General features: G+C 60.4%; 22 protein-coding genes and 1 riboswitch. Of the genes, 7 read left to right on the top strand and 15 right to left on the bottom strand.

Annotated elements, in window-relative coordinates:
* The 7 genes from QLG10_RS04685 to QLG10_RS04655 all read right to left on the bottom strand — a co-directional run bounded on the left by QLG10_RS04685 (position 1) and on the right by QLG10_RS04655 (position 6,226).
* Positions 1-525, bottom strand: a complete 525-nt coding sequence (locus tag QLG10_RS04685) for a TIGR02281 family clan AA aspartic protease (protein ID WP_020798564.1) — start codon at positions 523-525, stop codon at positions 1-3.
* Complete coding sequence (locus QLG10_RS04680) at positions 522-1,511, bottom strand: esterase-like activity of phytase family protein (protein WP_282485799.1); 990 nt, start codon at positions 1,509-1,511, stop codon at positions 522-524. The genes QLG10_RS04685 and QLG10_RS04680 overlap by 4 nt, the downstream gene beginning before the upstream one ends.
* Entirely contained in the window at positions 1,511-3,418 is a 1,908-nt protein-coding gene (gene parE / locus QLG10_RS04675) for a DNA topoisomerase IV subunit B (protein WP_110754026.1), read from the bottom strand. Before parE ends, QLG10_RS04680 begins: the two co-directional genes overlap by 1 nt.
* Positions 3,419-3,461: 43 nt before the next feature.
* Complete coding sequence (locus QLG10_RS04670; protein WP_110754028.1) at positions 3,462-4,070, bottom strand: YqiA/YcfP family alpha/beta fold hydrolase; 609 nt, start codon at positions 4,068-4,070, stop codon at positions 3,462-3,464.
* 181 nt (positions 4,071-4,251) lie between these two features.
* Positions 4,252-5,067, bottom strand: coding sequence for a 3',5'-cyclic-AMP phosphodiesterase (gene cpdA / locus QLG10_RS04665; RefSeq protein ID WP_282485795.1), 816 nt, complete (start codon positions 5,065-5,067; stop codon positions 4,252-4,254).
* Between the two features lie 98 nt (positions 5,068-5,165).
* Positions 5,166-5,618, bottom strand: a complete 453-nt coding sequence (locus QLG10_RS04660; RefSeq protein WP_008063540.1) for a DUF1249 domain-containing protein — start codon at positions 5,616-5,618, stop codon at positions 5,166-5,168.
* Complete coding sequence (locus tag QLG10_RS04655) at positions 5,609-6,226, bottom strand: NUDIX domain-containing protein (protein ID WP_110754032.1); 618 nt, start codon at positions 6,224-6,226, stop codon at positions 5,609-5,611. Before QLG10_RS04655 ends, QLG10_RS04660 begins: the two co-directional genes overlap by 10 nt.
* Positions 6,227-6,445: 219 nt before the next feature.
* Here QLG10_RS04655 and QLG10_RS04650 point away from each other — a divergent pair, with 219 nt between their 5' ends.
* Complete coding sequence (locus tag QLG10_RS04650) at positions 6,446-7,192, top strand: RsiV family protein (RefSeq protein WP_110754035.1); 747 nt, start codon at positions 6,446-6,448, stop codon at positions 7,190-7,192.
* Here the strand turns inward: QLG10_RS04650 and cytX are convergent.
* Together cytX and thiC are read right to left on the bottom strand one after the other, a co-directional pair.
* The gene (gene cytX, locus QLG10_RS04645; protein ID WP_282485791.1) at positions 7,161-8,453 is read right to left on the bottom strand and encodes a putative hydroxymethylpyrimidine transporter CytX; all 1,293 of its coding nucleotides are present in this window, start codon (positions 8,451-8,453) and stop codon (positions 7,161-7,163) included. The genes QLG10_RS04650 and cytX overlap by 32 nt on opposite strands.
* A gap of 167 nt (positions 8,454-8,620) precedes the next feature.
* Complete coding sequence (gene thiC / locus QLG10_RS04640) at positions 8,621-10,510, bottom strand: phosphomethylpyrimidine synthase ThiC (RefSeq protein WP_110754039.1); 1,890 nt, start codon at positions 10,508-10,510, stop codon at positions 8,621-8,623.
* A 164-nt stretch (positions 10,511-10,674) separates the two neighbouring features.
* A riboswitch (TPP riboswitch) is annotated at positions 10,675-10,780 on the bottom strand.
* Positions 10,781-10,973: 193 nt separating this feature from the next.
* Here thiC and QLG10_RS04635 point away from each other — a divergent pair.
* Entirely contained in the window at positions 10,974-12,407 is a 1,434-nt protein-coding gene (locus QLG10_RS04635) for a TolC family outer membrane protein (RefSeq protein ID WP_179056868.1), read from the top strand.
* A gap of 73 nt (positions 12,408-12,480) precedes the next feature.
* Here the strand turns inward: QLG10_RS04635 and waaA are convergent, their stop codons facing one another.
* Positions 12,481-13,758: a lipid IV(A) 3-deoxy-D-manno-octulosonic acid transferase gene (waaA, locus tag QLG10_RS04630; protein WP_282485788.1), complete on the bottom strand. Its 1,278-nt coding sequence runs from the start codon at positions 13,756-13,758 to the stop codon at positions 12,481-12,483.
* Positions 13,751-14,665, bottom strand: coding sequence for a LysR family transcriptional regulator (locus QLG10_RS04625; RefSeq protein WP_248678177.1), 915 nt, complete (start codon positions 14,663-14,665; stop codon positions 13,751-13,753). The genes waaA and QLG10_RS04625 overlap by 8 nt, the downstream gene beginning before the upstream one ends.
* 103 nt (positions 14,666-14,768) lie before the next feature.
* Between QLG10_RS04625 and QLG10_RS04620 the strand changes: the two genes are divergently transcribed.
* Genes QLG10_RS04620 through QLG10_RS04605 form a run of 4 tightly spaced genes read left to right on the top strand, consistent with a single transcriptional unit; the run spans position 14,769 to position 18,148 of the window.
* Positions 14,769-15,101, top strand: coding sequence for a multidrug efflux SMR transporter (locus tag QLG10_RS04620; protein ID WP_008055699.1), 333 nt, complete (start codon positions 14,769-14,771; stop codon positions 15,099-15,101).
* A 60-nt stretch (positions 15,102-15,161) separates the two neighbouring features.
* Positions 15,162-16,337, top strand: a complete 1,176-nt coding sequence (locus QLG10_RS04615) for an FAD-dependent oxidoreductase (protein WP_282485781.1) — start codon at positions 15,162-15,164, stop codon at positions 16,335-16,337.
* Positions 16,334-17,146, top strand: a complete 813-nt coding sequence (locus QLG10_RS04610; protein ID WP_110754047.1) for an aldo/keto reductase — start codon at positions 16,334-16,336, stop codon at positions 17,144-17,146. The genes QLG10_RS04615 and QLG10_RS04610 overlap by 4 nt, the downstream gene beginning before the upstream one ends.
* A 33-nt stretch (positions 17,147-17,179) precedes the next feature.
* Positions 17,180-18,148 carry a metal ABC transporter ATPase gene (locus tag QLG10_RS04605; protein ID WP_110754048.1) on the top strand — a complete coding sequence of 323 codons (969 nt, stop codon included), beginning with the start codon at positions 17,180-17,182 and terminating at the stop codon, positions 18,146-18,148.
* 35 nt (positions 18,149-18,183) lie between these two features.
* Here QLG10_RS04605 and hldE read toward each other — a convergent pair whose 3' ends face one another.
* The 3 genes from hldE to QLG10_RS04590 all read right to left on the bottom strand — a co-directional run bounded on the left by hldE (position 18,184) and on the right by QLG10_RS04590 (position 22,677).
* On the bottom strand, positions 18,184-19,608 hold the full coding sequence (gene hldE / locus QLG10_RS04600) for a bifunctional D-glycero-beta-D-manno-heptose-7-phosphate kinase/D-glycero-beta-D-manno-heptose 1-phosphate adenylyltransferase HldE (protein WP_110754050.1): 1,425 nt from the start codon (positions 19,606-19,608) through the stop codon (positions 18,184-18,186).
* A gap of 75 nt (positions 19,609-19,683) precedes the next feature.
* On the bottom strand, positions 19,684-21,489 hold the full coding sequence (gene msbA, locus QLG10_RS04595; protein WP_110754052.1) for a lipid A export permease/ATP-binding protein MsbA: 1,806 nt from the start codon (positions 21,487-21,489) through the stop codon (positions 19,684-19,686).
* Positions 21,490-21,504: 15 nt separating this feature from the next.
* Positions 21,505-22,677: an O-antigen ligase family protein gene (locus QLG10_RS04590; protein ID WP_110754054.1), complete on the bottom strand. Its 1,173-nt coding sequence runs from the start codon at positions 22,675-22,677 to the stop codon at positions 21,505-21,507.
* Between the two features lie 110 nt (positions 22,678-22,787).
* On the opposite strand from QLG10_RS04590, the gene QLG10_RS04585 reads away from it, so the two are divergent.
* On the top strand, positions 22,788-23,393 hold the full coding sequence (locus QLG10_RS04585; RefSeq protein ID WP_110754056.1) for a serine/threonine-protein kinase: 606 nt from the start codon (positions 22,788-22,790) through the stop codon (positions 23,391-23,393).
* Here the strand turns inward: QLG10_RS04585 and QLG10_RS04580 are convergent.
* A complete protein-coding gene (locus tag QLG10_RS04580; RefSeq protein WP_110754058.1) occupies positions 23,388-24,482 on the bottom strand; it encodes a glycosyltransferase in 1,095 nt (364 codons plus the stop codon). The two genes, QLG10_RS04585 and QLG10_RS04580, sit on opposite strands and share 6 nt — an antisense overlap.
* Positions 24,483-24,504: the final 22 nt, after the last annotated feature.

Genomic DNA, 24,504 nt, shown 5'->3' with positions numbered 1-24,504 from the left:
TCATCGGTTCGTTGTCTGGCGCAGCAGCATGGTGCCACCGCGCTGGGTAAATTCAAGTTTGTTCAGCGCGCTCATACCGAGCAGCACTTGATCGCCATCCAGGCCTGGCACGACGATGGCGCGCACATCACGCAACACAATGTCGCCCAGTTGCAGCCGGTCGACGCGGGTTCGATAACCCTCGGTGCGACCATTGGCGGTGCTCAGGGTCACCCCGAAGCCTTGTTCCAGTTTCAGCCGCTGCGCCAATTGTGCCGGGATCGCCACGTCGGTCGCCCCGGTATCGAGCATGAAATTCACCGGCTGGCCATTGATATGGCCGCTGGCAACGAAATGTCCCTGGCCGTTGCCGATCAGTTTCACTTCGACGAAACCATCGCCGAGCTCCGAGCTCACTACCACATTCGGGTTTTGCTGACGCTCTTCCCACTGGCCGAAAAACCGCGTCGCCAGGAACAACGCGGCGCACCAGGCCAAGACCATCAACACCCGACCGGCACGTTTGCCCGGCGTTTGCTGGCTCATGGCTTGGCACTCCAGCCACCTTCAGGTGCAGCGAAGCGCCAGACGATCGGACGTACCTCGCCATCGGCGCGGGCACCGTTGTTGTTATCGACACCGATCCAGGCACCCTCGGCGTCCACGATCAACGCTTCGGTCAGTGCAAAGTCCTGGGGATAACGACGATTTTCCTGCAATGCCTCTTCGGCAAACGACCAGCAGCGTTCGACCTTGGCCGTCACCGCATCACGACGACAAATCTCGTACGCGTTGCGCTCGAGGGTAAACAGCTTGCCGTCGAACCATGACATATCGGCAAAATCCCGGGGCATGGCTCTGGCGCTGGGAAATTGTGCAGGTTGCATTTCCTTTCCCCCTTCGCTCAGCAGCACACAACCGCCATCGCAGTCCCACACGGTTTGCTTGCGCTTGACCAGTAGCAAACCGCGACTCTCGCGCTCGGCAGCCAACCACAATTGGTCACCTTGCGGATTGATCGCCAGGCCTTCGAACAATGCATTGAAACGCAGCAACAGGCCACTGGCCCGGGCCTCGCGAACCATGATCGGCGAAATCTTCAGCCAGGAGGTCGGTCCGGTTGGCGGAATTTGCAGAACCGCCGCATGGGACTCACTGACCACGTAGCGATTTCCGGTGCTGTCGCAGGTGATCCCTTCGAAGTCCAGGTCACCGCCGCGCACGAACGACGACACCCAGGCCCGCGAACGCAAACCCCAGGGCAAGCCGCTGTCGGGTACGGGCGGGACACCGATGCCCACCGCTTCCGCGTGCCAGGCACCCTCGCCAGTCTCCAGGCGGTAGATCTGATCGTCGTCACGGTCGGAGACTGTCCACAGCTCGTTGCCGCACTGGGCCAGCCCGGACAGGTTGCCACCGCGCATGCCATCCACCACATGTTCGGACAACAGGCGCAACTGCGGTGTCGGCCTGGCAGACACCGTCATCGAGGTCAGCAGCAACGCACACGCCAGGGCAAAGCCCAGCCGCATCAGCCCAGCACCTCCGCCAGGTTGCCCTTGGACTCCAGCCAGCTCTTGCGGTCACCGGCGCGTTTTTTCGCCAGCAGCATGTCCATCATTTCCGAAGTCGCGGCGAAATCTTCACCGAGGGTCAGTTGCACCAGACGCCGGGTATTGGGATCCATGGTGGTTTCGCGCAACTGCGGTGGGTTCATCTCACCCAGGCCTTTGAATCGAGTGACCTGCGGCTTGCCGCGCTTCTTCTCGGCCACCAGGCGATCGAGAATCCCGTCGCGCTCGGCTTCATCCAGGGCGTAGTAGATCTCTTTGCCCAAGTCGATACGGTACAGCGGCGGCATGGCGACGTAGACGTGACCAGCATCCACCAATGGGCGGAAATGCTGGACGAACAATGCGCAGAGCAGCGTTGCAATGTGCAGCCCGTCGGAGTCGGCGTCGGCGAGGATACAGATCTTGCCGTAGCGCAGCTGGCTCATGTCCGCAGCGCCCGGATCGACGCCGATGGCCACGGCAATGTTGTGCACTTCCTGGCTGGCCAGCACTTCGCTGCCGTCGACTTCCCAGGTGTTGAGGATCTTGCCGCGCAGCGGCAGGATCGCCTGGAACTCTTTGTCCCGCGCCTGCTTGGCCGAACCGCCGGCGGAATCACCTTCCACCAGGAACAGCTCGGAGCGCATCGGGTCCTGCCCGGCACAATCGGCGAGCTTGCCCGGCAATGCCGGCCCCTGGGTAATGCGTTTGCGCTCGACCTTCTTGCTCGCCTTCAGGCGACGGCCGGCGTTGTTGATCGCCAGTTCCGCCAGTGCCAGTCCGGTTTCCGGGTTGGCGTTGAGCCACAGGCTGAAGGCGTCCTTGACCACACCCGAGACGAACGCCGCCGCTTCACGGGACGACAGGCGCTCCTTGGTCTGGCCGGAAAATTGCGGCTCCTGCATCTTCATCGACAGCACAAAAGCAATGCGTTCCCAGACGTCTTCCGGCGCCAGCTTCACACCGCGCGGCAACAGGCTGCGGAACTCGCAGAACTCGCGCATGGCATCGAGCAAGCCCTGGCGCAGGCCGTTGACGTGGGTACCGCCCTGGGCGGTCGGGATCAGGTTGACGTAGCTTTCCTGCACCGCGTCGCCACCTTCCGGCAGCCACAGCAGCGCCCAGTCCACGGCTTCCTTGTTACCGGCCAGGCTGCCGCAGAACGGCTCGTCCGGCAGACGCTCAAATTCGCTGACGGCATCGACCAGGTAGGAACGCAGCCCATCTTCGTAATGCCATTCGACTTTCTCGCCGCTGGCCTTGTCTTCAAAACTGACCAGCAACCCCGGGCACAGGACAGCCTTGGCCTTGAGCACGTGCTTGAGGCGGCTGATGGAGAATTTCGGAGAATCGAAGTATTTCGGGTCCGGGGAAAAGAATACGCTGGTCCCGGTGTTGCGCTTGCCGACCGTCCCGAGGATTTCCAGCTCGGTTTTCTTGTAACCGTCGGCGAAGGTCATCTGGTATTCGTTGCCGTCACGTTTTACACGCACCCGGACTTCGGTCGACAAGGCGTTGACCACCGAAATACCCACCCCGTGCAGACCGCCGGAGAACTGGTAGTTCTTGTTGGAGAACTTGCCGCCCGCATGAAGCTTGGTGAGGATCAGTTCGACGCCCGAAACGCCTTCTTCGGGATGGATATCCACTGGCATGCCACGGCCGTCATCGCTGACTTCCAGCGAGTGATCGGCGTGGAGGATGACCTGCACCGATTTGGCATGCCCGGCCAAGGCTTCGTCGACACTGTTGTCGATGACTTCCTGGGCGAGGTGATTCGGCCGACTGGTATCGGTGTACATGCCGGGGCGTTTACGCACCGGGTCGAGGCCCGAGAGGACTTCGATGGCGTCGGCGTTATAAGAGCTAGCGCTGGGAGTGGCCATGGGGTCTCGTCGTCAGTCTTTCATTGAAAATAGAGGCAAGGTTTCACAGCGCGGTGAAATCAATCGCCTGGTACAAATCTGCGCCAATGCCGGCAAAACTCAGCATTGCCGGAAGCCGCTCGGCGAAACCCTGGAAACCATGGTCGCCACCCGCCTGGATGCGTAAGGCGCAAGCCCGGTAATACTGTTGGGCAAGGCGATAGTCCAGCGTTTCGTCACCGGTCTGCAACCATACCTGATAGCGCTGTGGGTCTTGGGGTGCCGGCACTTCCAGCTCGGCGAGGGCCGTTACGTGGTCGTGGGTCATTTCCCAAGTCTGTTCGGTATACAGGTTTTTCTGTGTACCCAGGAACCCGTCGAACATCCGATGCGGGCTGACGGCAGGGTTGATCAACAGGGCTTTCAAGCCATGGCGCTCGGCCAGGTGAGTCGCATAGTAGCCGCCGAGTGAGCTTCCGACCAGCAGTGGCCGTCCGAGCGCTTCAATCGCCTGCTCCAGCTGGCCAATGGCCTCGCGGGGATGGTGATGCAGGGCCGGCACACGCAGATGGTCGCTCAAGCCCAGGCGCTCCATCACTTCACTCAATTGAGTGGCCTTTTTCGACGCCGGCGCGCTGTTGAAGCCATGGATATAAAGGATCGAGCCGGACATTTGAACTCCCTGAGCGTCGGGTAAAGAGACGGAGTTTACAGGGTGTCGTAGATGTTGGATGCCCCCTTTAGGAGCGAGCATGCTCGTGATGGTCGCCAACGATAACGCTGGTTACCTGTTTTGCAGTGTTGTCATCGCGTTTTTCGCGAGCGTGCTTGCTCCTACAGTGAAGGTAGGCGTGTCAGTAGCCGCTTGATCCGTAATCCACCTGAAAATTGAACCCGGTCACCCGCTCCACACCGGTTTCAAGCCGACCATCCGGCAACAGCCGCAGCCAGCGATACCCCGGCGCCTGCTCTCCGACCTTGAAATCCTCACTGCCCGGTTCGAACTGAATGCAGGTCGATGGCGAGGCGATCAGACGCACGTTGTTACGCAATTGATCGATTTCCTGATGCACATGCCCCCACAGCACGGCGCGCACCTGTGGAAAACGATCCAGAACCTCAAAAAACGCTTCAGGATTACGCAGCCCGATAGGCTCCATCCACGCACAGCCGATCGATACCGGATGATGGTGTAAGCACACCAGATGGTGCCGCTCCGGTGCTTCGCTCAATGAACGAGCCAGCAGTTGTAACTGTTCGTCCTGTAAATACCCCGGCACCGAGCCGGGGACTGCCGAATCGAGCAGTGTGACCCGCCAGTTGCCGATATCCACCACCGAGTCCAGCAAAGCACTTTGCACCGCGGCCTCGGCCATGATTTGCGGCTCGTCGTGGTTGCCGGGAATCCAACGCGCCGGCGCGCCGAGTTGCCGGGTCAATTCACGAAACTGCTGGTATGACGCAAGAGTACCGTCCTGGGACAGATCGCCCGTGGCCAGGAGCAGGTCGATCTGGGACTGCTGCACTCGCACCAATTCAATGACTTTTTGCAGGCTGTCGCGGGTATTCATGCCCAACAGCGTGCCGTGCGCCTCGCCAAACAGATGACTGTCGGAGAGTTGCACCAGGAATGCCGGATCGGCGCTGGTCAATGAGGATACGCTCGGCAAGGTGTTCTCCCAGGGCGTGAACACGGATTGGGTGAGAGACGTGATTATGCTGGGAGACGATCGAAAGGGGAAACCTGTGAACCTGACGCAGTTCACAACTAACGGACGACTTCGTACTCATGCCCCAGTGCCAGGCAATGGCTAAGCCACTCGCCCAGAAACATGTTCAGCTGGGCCTTTTCGTCGGGCTGGTGCATCGAGGCGTTCGGGTAAGGATAGATGCCGCGAAAGCGCCGTGCATGTTCGGCGCTGACCACTTCGGCCATGCACGCGTCGTGATAGACCTGCACCTCCAGTTGCGGCACCGGCAGCCACGGCAGGCTGTGTTCCTGGCGTACCTGCAGGGTCGTGGTGTAGGGACAAACCTGCAGCACTTCGAGCGCCAGCACGCCCAGCATCTGGTCGCCATGGGTCACGGCAATTCGCCGCGCCGCTGGCTCGCTGCGCATGTCCGGCAACAGTCGCATCAGGCGCGCGTAGTTCGCCTCACAGGACGCCTGCAGCCCCACGAGGTCAACCCGATAGCGATCGCGCAACTTGTTTACGACCATAGCCCCCTCACTTCAACGCGGTTCAGTGCCAGCCATTGCAAGGCAATGATGCTGGGCGCGTTGGCAATACGTCCGTCGCGTACGGCTTGCAGGGCATCTTCAAAGGCCCACACCGTGACGCGGATATCCTCAGCCTCTTCCTCCAGCCCATGCAGGCCGCCTACCCCACTACTATCGCAACGTCCGAGGTACAAATGCACGAATTCGTTGCTGCCGCCCGGCGATGGAAAATATCGGGTCATCGGCCACAGTGCCCCGATCACAAGCCCAGCTTCCTCCTGCGCTTCGCGGTGAGCAACTTCTTCCGGTTGCTCATCCTTGTCGATCAGACCAGCGACCAGTTCGATCAGCCATGGATTGTCAGTCTTGCCCATGGCGCCGACGCGAAACTGCTCGATCAGCACCACTTCGTCGCGCTGCGGGTCATAGGGCAGCATGCACACCGCATCGTGGCGCACGAACAGTTCACGGCTGATTTCGCGACTCATGCCGCCGGCGAACAATTCGTGGCGCAAGTGCACCCGATCGAGCTTGTAGAAACCCTCGAAGCACTTTTCACGCCGAACGATATCCACGGCGGTCGGAATGGCTTTGGCAAAATCAGTCATGACTATCCTCTTACTTCAAACCGATACGAGGCTCATTCCCGGAACCTCGACTTCGCGCCATCCTAACGCGCCCGTGAGGTTTGATGCAGCCCCTTTACCTTCAGCGAGATAGACGGTGAGTGCGAAACCCACTCTAATTAGCTTAGTGGCGAACTGACTGCTCCGTTGATAGTCGAAGCGGGTAACTTTTTGCCTTTCCCTGTTTTATCAAGGACGCCCATGTCACTTTTTAAAATTGCCTCCGTGGCCGCTCTCGCCCTGACCCTTGGCGCTTGCCAAAGCCTGTTCCAGCCCAATTATCGCGCGCCGCTGGAAACCACCCGCGACGCCACCGAGCAGCTCAAGCCAGGCTGTTCGGACCAGGACTGCCCGCTGGTGAACATCGACACCCTGCACTTTCCCGCCGAGCCTGCGCTTGACGGCATCATCGAAAAACGCCTGCTGCAAATGACCCGCACCTCGCCCGACGCCCCGGTGGCGCCGACACTGGCGGCCTATCGCGAACAGTTTTTGCGCACCGCCGGCCCGCGCAACAGCAGCTATTTGCAGGCCAAGGTACGTGAACAGCATGACGGCCTGGTGATCATCGAATTGTCCAGTTACCTGGACACCGGCGGCGCCCATGGCACACCGGGTCGAGGTTTCATCAACTACTCTCGCCAACAGCAGAAAGTGCTGACGCTTACAGACATGCTGGTGCCAGGGCAGGAAGAGGCGTTCTGGAAAGCGGCGCAGGTGGCGCACAACAGCTGGTTGATCAGCACCAAGCTCGATCAGGAACCGGAGTTCGTCAAGAGCTGGCCGTTCCAGAAAACCCAGAACGTGGCGTTGACCTATGGCGGGGTGATCCTCAAGTACGAAACCAGCAGCATCGCGCCTTACGCGCTGGGCCATGTCGAATTGAAGATCCCCTACCCTCGCCTGAACGGCATCATCAAGCCCGAGCTGTTTCCTGGCCGTAACTGAAGGCCCGACCCAGCACCAACTGCAGTAGCCCTGCGAGGATCAACGCCGGCAGGGTTGCGCCAACATCCGGATACAGATTAGCCAGCAGGTGATAGGTGCTGACCCCGCCCAACCAGGCGAGCAGCGCCGGCCAGCGCAATGCAGCTGAGGCAACCTGGCCACTGCGCTTGCGCAGGATGAAGTGATCCACCAGCACCACGCCGAACAGCGGCGCGAACACCGAGCCGATCAACAGCAGGAAGTTCTGGTACTGGGCCAGTGGCGCCAGCAGGGCGATCAGGGTGCAGATCACGCCAATGGCCAAGGCCAGGTGCTCGACTTTCAGGCGCAATAGAATGCCGCTGGAAACGGCTGCCGAGTGAATGTCGGCGAAGGCGTTTTCCGATTCGTCCAGCAGAATCAGCAACAGCGGAATGCCCAGGCCCGCGCCCGCCAGTGCCAACAGCAAGGCATTGACTTCACCGCTCGGCGCGAACGCCAGGGTGTAGGCCACGCCCAAACTCATCAGCCAGAAGTTACCGATAAAGAAGCCGATTGCGGTACCACCGAAAACGTTTTTCGCCCGCTTGCCGAAACGCGAATAGTCGGCGATCAGCGGCAGCCACGACAGCGGCATCGCGATGGCAATGTCAAAACCCACGGCAAACGGCATCGAACCGTCGCCGGCCTGGGCCCACAAGGCAGCGAGGTCGGCCTTGGCGAACAGGTTCCAGCTCAGCCACGTGCACGCTGCCAGCAGCAGCCAGATGCCCCATTTGCGCAGGATCTGGCGCACGAAGGTCAAGGGGCCGCTGACGGCCAATAGGGTCGCAAGCGCGCCGAAGAACAGCGTCCACAGCACTGGATTGGACAGCGCGCTGCCGTCGCTGAAGGCCTTTGCGCCCAACAGGCTGGCGGCATCGCGCATGACGATGATCTCGAACGAGCCCCAACCGATCAGCTGCAGCAGGTTCAGTACGGCTGGCAGGCTCGCGCCACGATTGCCCAGGCTGAGCTTGAGTGCGGCCATCGACGACAGTCCGGTATCGCTGCCGATCACGCCGACGGCAGCCAGCAACAGGACGCCGACCAACGTGCCGAGGAAAATCGCCAGCAACGAGCCGGACAGACCCAGGCCTGGCGCGAGCAGCGCACCGGTCTGCAAGACCATCAGGCCGATGCCGAGAGAGAACCACAGGGAAAACAGATCGCGACCGCCGAACACACGCTTGTCGGCTGGCACCGCGATGCCAGGTGAATAAGTACTCGGTTGAATGCTCAAGGGTGTTATCTCAGAGGAATATGTTTTGTCATTGAGAATTTCGCTGTCTAATCTGGCGCTTTCGCGAGCAAGCCCGCTCCCACATTGGTCCTGCGTACACAGGTCGAATGTGGGAGCGGGCTTGCTCGCGAAGGCGGCGCCACAGGCACCGCCAATCCCGGGTCAGATCAAACTTTCTGGTAAAGCTGACTGCCTTCCTGCTTGAAGCGCTCGGCCTGTTCCGCCATGCCTTGGGCAATGTCCACGTCGACCGCTTCGATCCGTTGGTTGGCCGCATACTCGCGGACTTCCTGGGTGATTTTCATCGAGCAGAATTTCGGCCCGCACATGGAGCAGAAGTGCGCGACCTTGGCCGAATCCTTCGGCAACGTCTCATCGTGATACGAACGAGCGGTGTCCGGATCCAGGCCCAGGTTGAACTGGTCTTCCCAACGGAATTCGAAACGCGCCTTGCTCAAGGCATTGTCGCGGATCTGCGCGCCGGGATGTCCTTTGGCCAGATCGGCGGCGTGCGCGGCGATCTTGTAGGTGATAATCCCGGTCTTCACGTCATCCTTGTTCGGCAGCCCCAAGTGCTCTTTCGGCGTCACGTAGCAGAGCATGGCGCAACCGAACCAGCCGATCATGGCCGCACCGATGCCGGAGGTGATGTGGTCGTAGCCCGGCGCAATGTCGGTAGTCAACGGGCCGAGGGTGTAGAACGGGGCCTCGTCGCAGCATTCGAGCTGCTTGTCCATGTTCTCCTTGATCAACTGCATCGGCACGTGGCCCGGGCCTTCGATCATGCACTGCACGTCGTGCTTCCAGGCGATCTTGGTCAGCTCGCCGAGGGTTTCCAGTTCGCCGAACTGCGCTTCGTCGTTGGCGTCGGCAATCGAGCCCGGACGCAGGCCATCGCCCAGCGAGAAGCTGACGTCGTAGGCCTTCATGATTTCGCAGATGTCTTCGAAATGGGTGTAAAGGAAGTTCTCCTTGTGGTGCGCCAGGCACCACTTGGCCATGATCGAACCACCACGGGAAACGATGCCGGTCACGCGCTTGGCCGTCATTGGCACGTAGCGCAGCAACACGCCGGCGTGGATGGTGAAGTAGTCGACGCCCTGCTCGGCCTGCTCGATCAGCGTGTCGCGGAATAGCTCCCAGGTCAGGTCTTCAGCCACGCCGCCGACTTTTTCCAGGGCCTGGTAGATCGGCACGGTGCCGATCGGTACCGGCGAGTTGCGGATGATCCACTCGCGGGTTTCGTGAATGTGCTTGCCGGTGGACAGGTCCATGACCGTGTCCGAACCCCAGCGAATGCCCCAGGTCAATTTCGCCACTTCTTCTTCGATGGACGAACCCAGCGCACTGTTGCCGATGTTGCCGTTGATCTTCACCAGGAAGTTACGGCCGATAATCATCGGTTCCAGCTCGGTGTGGTTGATGTTGGCCGGAATGATCGCGCGACCGCGGGCAATCTCGTCACGGACAAACTCTGGCGTAATGATTTTCGGCACGCTGGCGCCGAAGCTGTGGCCGGCGTGTTGCTGGTCCAGCAGGCCGGCCGCGCGGGCCACTTCCAGTTTCATGTTCTCGCGGATGGCGACGTATTCCATCTCGGCGGTGATGATGCCTTTGCGCGCGTAATGCATCTGGCTGACGTTGGCGCCCGGCTTGGCGCGACGCGGGTTGTTGACGTGGGCGAAACGCAGCTTGGTCAGTTCCGGATCGGCAAGGCGCTCCTGGCCGAAATTGGAACTCAGGCCGCTCAGGCGCTCGGTGTCACCGCGGGATTCGATCCATGGCGAACGCACATCGGCCAGGCCTTTGCGCACATCGATGATGACATTGGGATCGGTGTAAGGACCCGAGGTGTCGTACACCACCACCGGCGCGTTGACCTCGCCTCCGAAGTCGGTCGGCGTCACGTCCAGGCTGATTTCGCGCATCGGCACGAGGATATCCGGGCGAGTGCCCTGGACATAGATTTTTTGCGAACGGGTAAACGGCTGAACCGATTGTTGATCGACCTTGGCCGAGTCACTCAGGTTGGTGGCGATTTTTGCTTTTGTAGTCATCACGGGCTCTCCAGACAGCATCCAGGCAGTGGAATTTTGTCGGAGCGAACCTGTAAACGAATGGACGCACGTGCGCTGGGAAAACCAGCTGTGCTGTGCTCAGTGCTCGAGGGGTATTCGATTGTCGAACAACATCCCGGACGAAGCACAAGAGGACTCGCCGGGTGACGAGAAATCTTGTTCCCTACGCAGGCGCTAACCTGATCAGGTTCAACGGGATCCGAAATTATTCGATCTCAGCCTCATAGCAAGGCACCCCGACAAGAACCCGGCCAGTCTAGACATAACTGCCCAAGAACGCCAACACCGCTGCAAACACCGTGATGAATGGCGCAATTACAGGATTGTTGCCGGACGAACGCGCAACTACACTCGCTACGGCCACGCTGCGCATTGACGCTGCAGGTGCCGCGCCGTAGCCTTGGCGCTCAAATTATCAGCATAATCTTTTAGGGATCGCCTCATGCTGCGCAAACTCTCACTGGCCCTTGCCGTGTCTTGTGCGTCCAATGGAATGGCCTGGGCAGCAGAAGCGCCCTTATCGACCAAGACCGATCTGGTCAGCGTCTATCAGGAAGCGGTCAACAACAACGCCGACCTCGCCGCCGCCATCGCCCAATATGGCGCCCAGAAGGAAGTCGTGCCCCAGGCCCGCGCCGGCTTGCTGCCCAACCTGTCGGGCGGCGCCAATGTCGCCAGCGTACGCACGGCCATCGACCAGCCTTCGGCCACGACCAACCGCAATGCGCATTCGTACCAGGCAACCCTGGCGCAGCCGCTTTTCCGCGCCGATCGCTGGTTCCAGTTCCAGGCCGCCAAGGACGTCAATGAACAGGCTGCGCTGCAACTCTCGGCGACCCAGCAGAACCTGATCCTGCAGACCGCCGACAGCTACTTCAACGTGTTGCGCAGCCAGGACAACCTGGCCTCGACCAAGGCCGAGGAAGCCGCGTTCAAGCGTCAACTCGATCAGTCCAACGAACGCTTCGATGTCGGGCTCTCGGACAAGACCGACGTGCTCAACTCACAAGCCAGTTACGACACCGCGCGCGCCAACCGCATCGTTGCCCAGCGCCAGGTGGATGATGCCTTCGAAGCCCTGGTGACACTGACCAACCGCCAGTACAACTCGATCCAGGGCATCAGCCACAACTTGCCGATCCTGCCGCCGGCACCGAACGACGCCAAGGCCTGGGTTGAAACCGCGGCCAAGCAGAACCTCAACCTGCTGGCCAGTAACTACGCCGTCAGCGCCGCCGAGCAAACCCTCAAGCAGCGCAAGGCCGGCCATGCGCCGACCCTCGACGCGGTGGCGCAGTACGAAAAAGGCGACAACGATGCGTTGGGTTTCAGCAACCCGAACGGCTTTCCCCAGGCTTATGGCGGTAACGTCGAGCAAACCACCGTGGGCCTGCAATTGAACATCCCGATCTACAGCGGCGGCCTGATCAACTCCCAGGTGCGCCAGTCTTATGCGCAACTGGACCAGACCGAACAGCAACGCGAATCCCTGCGCCGGCAAATCGTCGAAAACACCCGCGACCTGCACCGTGCGGTGAATACTGACGTCGAGCAGGTGCAGGCGCGCAAGCAGTCGATCATCTCCAACCAGAGTGCTGTGGAAGCGACGGAAATCGGTTATCAGGTCGGTACGCGCAACATCGTCGACGTGCTGGATGCGCAGCGTTCGCTCTACACCTCGGTACGCGACTACAACAACACCCGCTACGACTACATCCTCGACAACCTGCGCTTGAAGCAGCAGGCCGGAACATTGAACCCGGGGGATCTGCAGGATCTGGCACGTTGGCTCAACCCCAACTACAACCCGGACAAGGACTTCCTGCCGCCGGACCTGGCGAAGGCTGCGGCGGAACAGCTCAAGGCCCGCCCCTGAAAAACTGTAGGAGCCGGCTTGCTGGCGAGGGCGATTTCAACAACGCCATCGCCAGCAAGCCGGCTCCTGCAGGTTAGCGGTCAATTAAACGGCCTAGTCCATCCAGCAACCGCTGCAACGCCCCCTGATTGGTGCGCATCACCTTCAACCCCGCCTCGGCCATCCGCTGCGCATCCCGCGGAAATTCGAACAGCCGCTGCACCGCCACCGCCAGCCCTTGTGCATCCTCAACCTCCAGCAATGCGCCGGCACTGCGTAACTGCGCGGCAATTTCAAGGAAGTTGAACAGGTGCGGGCCACTGAGCACCGGCTTGGCCAAAGCCGCCGGCTCAAGCAGGTTATGCCCGCCATTAGGCACCAGGCTGCCGCCAACGAATGCGCTGTCGGCCAGGGCGTAGAGAAACAACAGTTCGCCCATGGTGTCACCCAATAGCACCGACGTGGTGGCGGTGACCGCTTCTGCGCTGGAACGCCGCACCGTGGCAAAACCCTGCTGGCGGCACAGTTCGAATACCGCGTTGAAACGCTCGGGATGGCGCGGCACCAGAATCAGCAAGGCGTCGGGATGGCTCGCCAGCAACTGGCGATGGGCCGCCAGTACCACCTCGTCTTCGCCATCATGGGTACTGGCGGCGATCCATATCGGGCGTTCCAGTGCCTGCCATTGCCCGCGCAACTCGGCGGCACGTTGCAACAGTTGCGGATCGATGGTCAGGTCGAACTTGATCGAGCCGGTGACTTCAACGGTTTCCGCCCGCGCACCCAACTCACGAAAACGCTGGGCCTCGGCCTCGGTCTGCACCGCGAACAGGCTCATCTCGCTCAACATCGGCCCGGTGAGCTTACCGAAGCGGCCATAGCCCCTGGCCGAACGTTCAGACAGTCGAGCATTGGCCAGGGCCACGGGAATCCCCCGCCTGGCGCATTGATGGATATGGTTGGGCCAGAGCTCGGTTTCCATGATCACTGCCAGCTTCGGCCGGACCCGATCAAGAAAACGCTTGGCGGCGCACGGCAAGTCGTACGGCAAATAGCAGTGCTGGATGCGCGGTTCGTTGGCGAACAACGCCTGGATGCGCTCCGAGCCGGTCGGCGTCATGCAGGTCACGGTGATCGGCAGTTGTGGGTAACGCTGCAGCAAGGCCCGAATCATCGGTGCGGCGGCAATGCTTTCGCCTACAGACACCGCATGTACCCAGATCCCACCGGGCTTCATCGTCGGCATCCCGTAGGAGAAACGCTCGCCGATGCGCTTGGCATAGGCCGGTGCCTTGCGCGAGCGCAGCCACAGACGAATCGCCACCAATGGCAGCCCCAGGTAAAACAGCGCGGTGTAGAGAGTTCTATTCATGGCGGCGGAGTTTATCGGTTTTTTCACCGATCGCCTGCAAATGCACGGCAAAACGCTCCGCCAACCATCGAGCGGCCGGCCCGAGTGGCTCATCGCGGCGCCACACCAACTCAACCACCAAGGCCGGCGGGGTCCATTCGCTGGCCAATTCGACGATCAAGCCCTGGTATGCCGAGTACTGCACCACGTGCCGGGGCAGCCAGGCCCAGCCGAGGCCGCGTACCAGCCATTCGGCCATCACGTAAAAACTGTCGGCCCGCCAGACCTGCGGGCTGGCCGGTTCGCTGCCGGGGTAAATGCTGGACTGCGTGGACATCAGCAACTGGCGATGCTGCGCCAGTTCCTGGCAATTCACTTCGGCCTTCGCCGCCAACGGATGCCCGACGCCACACACCGTGACCATCTCAACGCTGCCCAATACCCGCCGTTCCAGGGCTTCAGGAATTTGATCGTGATAAAACAACAGCCCCAGGTCGGCCCGCCGCTCCACCAGTTTGCGCGCCACATCGCCTTGGGCGGCGCTGGTCAGTTGCACTTCAAGGCTGGGAAATTTTTCCGCCAGGGCTTCAAAGCTTTCGATAACCGGCTGGTACGGCATGGCCTCGTCCTGCGCCAGGCGCAAGCGAGCTTCCTGGCCGCGCATCATCGCCAGCGCCCGGCCATTGAGACGCTCGCATTGGCGCAGCACTTCTCGCGCTTCTTCCAGCAAAGCGTTGCCGGCCTCGGTGAGTTTCGGCTGGCGACCGCTACTGCGATCGAACAGGCTCACACCCAGGTCTTCCTCCAGCAGTGCTATCGCGCTGCTAACCGCCGACTGGGCTTTGCGCTGGTCCCGTGCCACGGCAGAAAACGAACGCTGCTCCGCCACACCGACGAATAAACGCAGTTGTTCAAGATTCCATTGCATCGACAAACCCATCTTCATAACAGATAGGTAATGACTTTACCGCATCTGGAGAATCTCTAGAATGCCGAACTCAACAGGCAACACTTCATACGAGGATTGAACCATGACCGCTTACTACTACCTGGCCATTGCCATCTGCGCCGAAGTGATTGCCACTGTTTCAATGAAAGCGGTCAAGGGCTTCAGTACGCCGTTGCCGCTACTGCTGGTCATCGTCGGCTACGGTATCGCTTTCTGGATGCTCACCCTGGTGGTGCGCAGCGTGCCGGTGGGCGTCGCTTACGCGGTATGGGCCGGCATGGGCATCGTGATGGTCAGCGTCGCGGCGTTGTTCATCTACGGGCAGAAGCTGGATGTGCCGGCGATGCTGGGGATGGCGATGATTGTGCTGGGGGTTGTGGTGATTCAGCTGTTCTCCAAGACTGCAGGGCATTGAGGAAAAAGATCGTCTGAGCTCTGTATACTGCGACCTCGTCTTGAACACTGAGGTCGCTGCATGCCATCCGTTATTTCCACCGACGTTCTCATTGTCGGCGCTGGTGTTGCTGGCCTCTGGCTGAATGCGCGCCTGCGTCGCCAGGGTTTCTCGACCGTGCTGGTGGAAAGCGCCAGCCTCGGCGGCGGGCAAAGTGTGAAGTCCCAGGGGATCATCCATGGCGGCGCCAAGTACGCTCTGCATGGCGCCCTGACCGGCGCCTCGGAAGCCATCGCCGACATGCCGCGTCGCTGGCGTGAAGCCCTGGCCGGGAATGGCGAACTGGATCTTTCGGGCGTGCGCCTGCTGTCTGAGGCGCATTACCTCTGGTCCCCGGGAACCATCGCCGGCAACCTCACCAGCTTCTTCGCCAGCAAAGCCGTGCGCGGTCGAGTCGATCAGGTCAAGGGCGATCAACTGCCGCTGGCCCTCCAGGACAAACGCTTCAAGGGCAAGGTCTATCGCCTGGCGGAACTGGTGATCGACGTACCAAGCCTGATCCAGCGCCTGGCCGACCTCGCGGGCGATGGCCTGCTCGCCGGCCAGAAGATCGAGCCGCTGCTGGAGGGTGGCGTGCTGATTGGCCTGAAGGTGGACGAGCGCGAAATCCGCGCCCAACGCATCGTCTTGAGCGCCGGAGGCGGAACGGCGGCGTTGCTCGAAGCGTTGGGGCTGACCCAGCCCGCCATGCAACGCCGCCCGCTGCACATGATCATCGCCAAAGGCCCAAGCCTCAAACCGCTGTACGCCCATTGCCTGGGCGGTGGAACCAAACCACGCATCACCGTGACCACGCACCCGGCGGCCGATGGCCAGTGGGTCTGGTACCTGGGCGGCGATATCGCTGAAACCGAAGGCGTGAATCGTGAGCCGGCCGAACAAATCGCCACCGCGCAGAAAGAACTTGGCCAGTTATTGCCATGGATCGACCTCAGCACAGCGCGATGGGCAACGTTGCGTGTAGACCGTGCGGAACCACTGCAATCGGGGCTGACACGTCCCGACAACGCCTTCGTGGCCGAGGAAGGTCGCCTGCTGGTGGGCTGGCCAACCAAACTGGCCCTGGCGCCGGACTTCGCCGACCGCGTCATCGCCAGCCTTGACCGCGATGGCATTCAACCGGGTCCGGTCACCGCTTTGCCGCCACTGCCAAAACCGCCGATGGCCATCCCGGCCTGGGAGCAATTGCTGCCATGAGCCAACCGACTCTGCACGACTTGCATCGTCCCCTGGGCAGCACCGGCCTGCTGGTATCGCCCCTGGGCCTGGGCACGGTAAAACTCGGCCGCGACCAAGGCGTGAAGTACCCCAATGGCTTCCAGATTCCCGACGACGATGAAGCGCGGATGTTGCTCAAGCTCACGCGCGACCTGGGTATCAACCTGATCGACACCGCGCCGGCCTATGGCCGCAGCGAAGAGCGCCTTGGCCCATTGTTGCGTGGTCAGCGTCAGGATTGGGTGATCGTCAGCAAGGTCGGCGAAGAATTTGCCGACGGTCAGTCCCGCCACGATTTCAGCGCCGCGCACACCCGTCTCTCTGTCGAACGCAGCCTGCAACGCCTTGAGACTGACTTCATCGACCTGGTGCTGGTGCACTCCGACGGCAACGACCTGGCGATCCTCGATGAAAGCGAAGTCTATGCCACGCTCGCCGCGCTCAAGGCCGAAGGCAAGATCCGTGGCTTTGGCTTTTCCGGCAAGACAGTCGAAGGCGGCTTGAAGGCGCTGGAGCAAGGTGATTGCGCAATGGTCACCTACAATCTGAACGAGCAAAGCGAAAAAGCGGTCATTGACTATGCTGCTGCTCATGGCAAAGCCATTCTGGTCAAAAAAGCCCTCGCCAGCGGTCATGTGTGCCTGAGTCCAGGGGTGGACCCGGTGCGCGCCAGTTTCCAATTGTTGTTCGAACATCCCGGTGTGGCCAGCGCTATTGTCGGAACGATCAATCCGCTGCACCTCGCCCATAACGTGGCGACCGTTGCACAGGTCCTACGTAGCAACTGATGCCGCCTCACGCGGCCTAAAGCAGGAGCCGACATGCCGCGTACGCTCATTAGAAAGAACCCGAGCAACTTCAAGACCCTGCCGTTATTCGTCGAAGCGACTCCCGAAGGCCTGAGTTACCAGAGCGTCGGGAGACCGTTGAATTTCGCCCAGATCCTGCAACGTCGACGCCCGGTAAGCGTCGCCGATACGGAACGGTTTTCCCTTGAATTGGCCAACCTTGGAGTCTCTGTACGCCTGACACTGCATTGGCAGAATCGCGATTACTGGGTGCTGGTACGTCAACGGCGGCAGGATCGCGGCGACGTGGTGCTCAAGCTGATTTCCGGCTACGTGCCCGCCCACGAGCTGAACCTGCCGCTGCACACCGCCATTCAGGAAATCGCCGAAGAATGCCTGCTGGAAACCCCGGAAGGCTGGCTCGGTGGGCGCTTCATCGACACTTGGTTACCCGCCCCCTATTCGAGCGCACTGCACTACCGCGAAGCCCTGCCGTTTCGCCTGTCGCCGCTGTCCGGCTCGGCGCGTCCGGTTCGCTGCGCCAACCTGCCACTGATCGAACGGCCTCGGGCCTATGTGCACTTGCCAACCGCATCGCTGCAATTGATTTACGATTTACGCTTGGAGGTCCCCAAGGAAGCCAAATCCCTGAGCCTGTTTCACGTCGACGAACGACTGGAAGGCGATCAACTGGTGGCCCGCCTGGATCGCAAGCGCCCGGATCTGTACCTGATGCCATTGAAGGATGGCCATCCCTTGGCCGAGCTCTACACCTTGAAAAAGGATCAACTGCACCCAGCGAGCACCCGTGGACTGTACCTGGCCGAAAGCTTTGCCAGGCAGGAAGGCTGGCTGGTGAAAGATGAGCGGATTCGCTGGAAGGACTGGGTACGGCAGCAGGGCTTGACGCCTCCAGCGAAGGATTCGGGATTGGCGCGGTTGCGTGGGAAGGCAAAGCAGTTGCTGAAGAAGATCGTACCGCGCAAGGCCGCACGCCCCTGATCATTCCCACGCAGAGCGTGGGAATGATCAGCGCATCATTCAGACTGGCGGATCTTCTCGACAATGGCAGTCGTGGAGCTGTTTTCCACCAACCCCAGCACTTTCACCGTCCCGCCGTAAGCGGTCACGATGTCTGCACCGACCACCTGGTCAATCCCGTAGTCCCCACCCTTGACCAGCACGTCCGGCTTCACCTCGCGCAGCAAGTTCTCCGGTGTGCCCTCAGCGAAGCTGATCACCCAATCGACGGCGCCCAGGCCTGCCAGCACCGCCATGCGTCGGTCGACACTGTTGATCGGACGGCCAGGCCCTTTCAAGCGGCTGACCGACGCATCGTCGTTAACCGCAACGATCAGGCGATCACCTTGAGCGCGTGCTTGCTCCAGGTACGTCACGTGCCCGGCATGCAGGATGTCGAAGCAACCGTTGGTAAAAACGATCTTCTCGTTATGCGCACGCGCATCATCGACTGCCAGCAACAGCTGCTCCAGGCCCAGCACACCGCGCTCTGAACCCTGATCGCGCTGGATGGCACGCCGCAATTCCGGCGCGCTGATAGCCGCCGTACCGAGCTTGCCGACCACGATGCCTGCCGCCAGGTTGGCCAGGCCCACTGCGTGTGGCAGTTCCTCGCCAGCAGCAATCGCCGCTGCCAAAGTGGAAATTACCGTATCGCCAGCACCGGTCACGTCGAACACTTCACGGGCACGTGCCGGCAGGTGCAAAGCCGGATGATCCGGGCGCAGCAAGGTCATGCCGTGCTCGCCACGGGTCACCAGCAAGGCGCCCAGGTCCAGGTCGTGCATCAGCTTCGCGCCTTTGTTCACCAAATCATGCTCATCGACGCACCCCCCGACGATGGTTTCGAACTCGCTGAGGTTCGGCGTGATCAGGCTTGCACCGCGATAAATGGAAAAGTCCTTGCCCTTGGGATCCGCCAGCACCGGAATGCCTCGGGCACGGGCGGCCTGGATCAACGCCTGATGGTTTTTCAGCGCGCCCTTGCCGTAGTCGGACAGTACCAGCACCTTGATGCCTTCGAGCAATTCATCGACCTGCACGGACAACGCCAAAGCGTCGGTGGCGAAGGGTTCTTCGAAGTCGATGCGCAGCAATTGCTGGTGACGACTCATGACCCGCAGCTTGACGATGGTCGGCTGGTGGGCAATGCGCTGGAACAACGCGCGCACACCGGCACCCTTGAGGCTATTGACCAGGCTGTCGGCGGCTTCATCGTCGCCGGTCACTCCGACCAGCGAGGCCGGTGCGCCGAGGGCGGCAATGTTCAACGCAACGTTGGCGGCACCGCCCGGGCGGTCCTCGATGTGATCGACCTTGACCACCGGTACTGGCGCCTCAGGGGAAATCCGTGAGGTACCACCATGCCAGTAACGGTCGAGCATGACATCGCCGACCACCAAGACAGGGGCTTGATCGAATCGCGGCATGGACAACTTCATGGAGCAACCCACATACAAAATGAACAGGGGCGCGATATTAACACAGGGTGAGTCTGGCTCACCCTGATGTCGGTATCAGGCGATGTCTTCGGCCGGCGTATCGAGCCCCATCGCGTGCAGCCGCGAATAGTAGCCATTTTGCGCCAGCAACTGGGCGTGGGTGCCACGCTCGACGATTTCGCCGTGGTCCATCACCAGGATCAGGTCGGCCTTTTCGATAGTCGACAACCGGTGAGCGATGACCAGCGTGGTACGCCCCTTCATGACTTGATCCAGCGCTGCCTGAATATGGCGCTCGGACTCGGTATCAAGTGCCGAGGTTGCTTCGTCGAGAATCAGCAACGGAGCATTTTTCAACAAGGCCCGGGCAATCGCCAGGCGCTGGCGCTGACCGCCGGACAGCAGTACGCCGTTTTCCCCGACCTGGGTATCCAGGCCTTGTGGCATCTGCGCGATGAAATCCATTGCATAGGCGTCCGCGGCAGCCTTTTCAATGTCTTCGCGAGGTGCGCCAGCCAAATCGCCGTAGGCGATATTGTTAGCGATGGTGTCATTGAACAGGGTCACATGCTGTGTAACTTGCGCTACGTGCCGACGCAAATTGCGCAAGCGATAGTCTTCGATTTCGACATCGTCGAGCAGGATTTCACCGACTTCATGATGGTAGAAGCGCGGTATCAGGCTGGCGAGAGTCGATTTGCCGCTGCCAGAGCGACCCACCAGGGCGATCATCTGTCCAGGCGCGGCGGTAAAGCTGATGTTCTTCAGCACCTCACGCTCGGTGCCTGGATAGGTGAAGCTCAGGTTGCGCACCTCCAGATAGCCGTTGACGCGATCACGCTCAACGGTTCCGTTGTCGACTTCCGGCTCAACGTCCAGTTGCTCGAAAATGCTTTCGGCACCCGCGACACCTTTCTGAATGGTCGAACTGACTTCCGACAACTGCCGGATCGGCTTGGGCAACAGACCCGCCGCAGTGATGTAGGCCACCAGGTCACCGGCGGTTGCATCACCACGCAGGAACAACACCAGGAACATCAGCGCGGCCATGGCGGTGTAGATCACCAGCTGCAACATCGGCGTATAGACCGCACCGGTCTTGGTCATGCGCAGTTGCTTGTCGGTGTTGCCCTGGCTGGCTTCGGCAAAACGCCGCTCTTCGTAGCTCTCGCCACCGAAACTGCGCACTACGCGATAACCCTGGATAGTCTCGGAAGCCACATGGGTCACGTCGCCCATCGCCACCTGGATCTTCTTGCTCTGCTTGCGGAATTTCTTGCTGGTATTGCCCACCATGAGTGCAATCAGCGGCAGGATCGCCAGCATCACGAGGGTCAGTTTCCAGTTCATCCACAGCAGGTAGGCAAACAGGAAGACCACGGTAAGGCCTTCGCGGATAACTACCTTGATGGCATCGGTGGCGGCACCGGTCACCATGGTCACGTTGAACGTGATTCGCGAGATCAGATGCCCGGAATTGTGGGTATCGAAGTAGCGATTCGGCAGCACCAGCAATTTATTGAACAACTCGACGCGCAGGTCATGCACCAGCCCCAATGACACCTTCGCCAGGTAATAGTTACCGAGGAAAGAGCCCAGGCCTTGCCACGCCGCGATCAGGATGATCAGCAATGGCACGGCCATCAGCAGCTGCAAGTCTTTCAGGTAGGGGACATCGGGAAAGAGCACCGCTTCAGGATTGCTCAGGCCATCGACGAAATACTTGAGAATCCCCGCCAGCATCGGCTGTGTGGAGGCAAAGATCACGAAGCCCACGATACTCAGCAAGAAAAGGCCGAGATAAGGTTTTACATAACCCAACAGCCGAAAATAGATTTTCAGGCTGGAGTCCTGTCCCGCTTTGGGCGGTGCGTCACTCATCGTAGAGCTCACTGGTTAGGAAGAACGCGAAATTTTATCACAAGCGTCAGGATTGGCCCGCGCCCATACCAAAACACTGGCCAGGCCAATGGGCAACCAGCTGATAAACCATTCAGCCCTTGGCGTGCCATTCAGGCTGGCGGCGTCAAACTGCATCGCCAGGGTAGAGAAAAGCCATATGCCGATGATTCCCTTGGCATAGAGTGTTTCCCTAACCTTCCACGCTTCGCGCAGTACAGCGATCCAGGTCGCAGCCCACAACAATAATCCCGGCAGGCCCAATTCGATGGCCACATGGGTGAACAGGTTGTGCGCGTGGTCAAAATACTGCCCATCGGCAAACACCGTGTAGTGACTGCCAAGGCCCAGGCCCCGCCATGGGTGCTCGGCGATCATTTGCAGACTGGCCAACAGGATCTGCGGGCGATAAGAAGCGCCGCGCGCCAGTACCAGGGATTCGAAAAGCCAGAACGCAAGCATGGCGACAATCAGTGCGGCCGCCGCAATGATGCGACTGCGCCGGTCACGGCACCAGATTGGCATGGCAAGTATCGTGAGAAACATTGCCAAGGCAGCGCCGCGGCTCTGGCTGAGCAGAACGAATACCCCCAGGAAACCCAACGCAACGGCACAAACCACCTGCATCACGCCAGTACGTGGCGCCCAGAGCACCAGCCACACCGCAGCCAGCCCGATGACGTAGCCGCCCAGAATCGGATGGGCCAATTCGCCCAACCCTTCCACACGTGAACTCCAGGCGTTGCCTTGCATCCCATAAAATTTGACGATCGCCACCAATGCAGTGACAGCCAACCCTATACCTCCCCACTGCATGATGCGGATCACGCGCTCGGGACGGGCACTGGCGAATAGCGGGAAAAACAACAGGAATACCACGACGTACAGCACACGCTTGGCTGCGCGCTCCAGGTCAGGGGTATTCGACCAGGAAAGGCTGAGCAGTGACCAGATCACCAGCCCGAGCAACGGCAGGTAGATCCAGCGCTGGTCATGGAATAATTCCCGAAGCCGGGCCCGCGCGGGCCAGCAGAAGATGATTGCAGGCAACCAGAGAAACGCCACCAAGCCTTGTTGATAGAGCTTGTTGGTAGGCGCAATGGCGATGGCCAACAAAAACCACAAAAGACCTACTGCCATCCATGCTTGCGCCCAACGAGTTTCTTGCATCAAATTGCTCCTGTAAGCGTTCGCCTACCCAACCCGACATGGTTAAAGCTGAATTTTTTCGGCATCATTGCCCGCCACTGTGCCCCGTTCTTCCAACAAGGCTTTCTACGATGCAATGTTCCCGGCTTCCTCAAGCAGCCCTAGATCAATTGATTGACGGTGCCAAAGTACTCGAGGCCGACAGTTACGGGCCAAAAGTCTACCTGTTGCAAGATGGGAATATCCTCAAACTATTTCGCCGCAAGCGTATTTTTTCCTCTGCCTTGTTTCGTCCATACTCGAAACGCTTTATCGACAACGCGCTCGAACTGCAAAAGCTCGGTGTGCCGACCTTGCAGGTCCTGCAGTATTACCGACTGCAGGCGCCGGGCATGACAGCCGTGCTGTACCAGCCATTGCCAGGCCAGACCCTGCGCCAGGTCGCCAGCAAGGACGGATTCAACTGGCCGCAAGCCTTGCCCGAACTGGCCGGACTGATACGCAGCCTCCATCAATCGGGGATTTACTTCCGCTCACTGCATCTGGGCAACATCGTGATCACGCCCGACAATCGTATGGGACTGATTGACGTGGCTGACATGCGGTTCCTGCGAGCCCCATTGCCTCGCCACTTGATCAAGCGAAACCTGCAGCATTTCGCTCGCTATATTGCGCGCGAGAACCTGAACGACACCTTTCCGATGCAGGCATTGGAGCAGGCAGTATTGCCATCATGAGAGTAGCGCACGGGCGGTCTGGCTGAAGCTCAGCCAGGCTTGATCCGGCGCTAACGCCTGGAATTGTTCAGCAGCGACCGCTTCGGCAGAGACACTGAACGCTCGCAAGATCGCTTCTCGCCACGCACTCACGTCATCAACCGGGGCATACCAGCCGCTATCGGCCAACTGTTCGCGAAACACCGGTAACTCACTGCACAGTACCGGAACGCCCGCCATGACCGCCTCCTGCATGATCAACCCCAGGCCTTCTTCCCGCGAAGGGATCGCCACCCAGTCGAAGGCACGATAAAGACGCGCCGCGTCATCGAGATGGCCCGGCAGCAAGACTTGCTCACGCAGTCCCAGGTCATCGATTCGGGCTTGCAGCGTGGCCCGGGCGCTGCCCTCCCCGACAATGACCAATCGCAGGTCGGCGCGCTTTTGCAATGCCCCTGCAAAGGCATCGAGCAGGCAAATGAAGCCCTTCTCCGAAACCAGGCGCCCCACCGCTCCCAATATTGGCCCTCCGGCCACAGACAGGCCCAAGCGGTTCAACGCCTCTTCCCGAGGAAGTAAAGCGCTATGGAAAGCGGCAGGCTCAAAGGCACTGCGCAATGTCACGACCGGTACCTGCAAGTCACGGTTCAGGGAAGTTGCGAGGGTGTTCGACACGGCAGCCAATGCCAGCTGGGAAGGTGGGAGCTGCTGGAAGAGCGCTCGGTCACCTGCATGCAGTCGCGTCGCCCCATGGAAAATGACCACCACGCGGATATGCGGCAACCCCTTGAGTATCGGCAACAGCGTGCGCGCCACTCCCAACCCGTCAAGCAATAGCAAACGCGCGTCGCTGTCCTTGAGAGCGCGGTGAAACCGGGCGCGCATCCAGGGTTTGGTCAATCGCCAGAAATGCCGACCTTTCAATTGGGCAGAAGTCAGCCCCCATTCCCGGATCTCACCAACGTTCACTCCACATTCGCGCGCACCTCCCTGAAGCAACCAGGTTTTCACCGGGGCCGAGGGCAAGGCATGAGACAGAATCTGCTGATGCACCTTGTGGATCGAGGCAAAGGGAGCGCCACCGGCCCACATCACATTGAGAATACTCATAGGGCAAGCAGCCAATACAAAA

It is taken from the genome of Pseudomonas sp. V98_8 (genome assembly GCF_029967975.1).
Taxonomy (GTDB): domain Bacteria; phylum Pseudomonadota; class Gammaproteobacteria; order Pseudomonadales; family Pseudomonadaceae; genus Aquipseudomonas; species Aquipseudomonas umsongensis.
The sequence above is the reverse complement of the archived record's forward strand: the minus strand, read 5'-3'. Positions and strand labels throughout refer to the sequence as shown.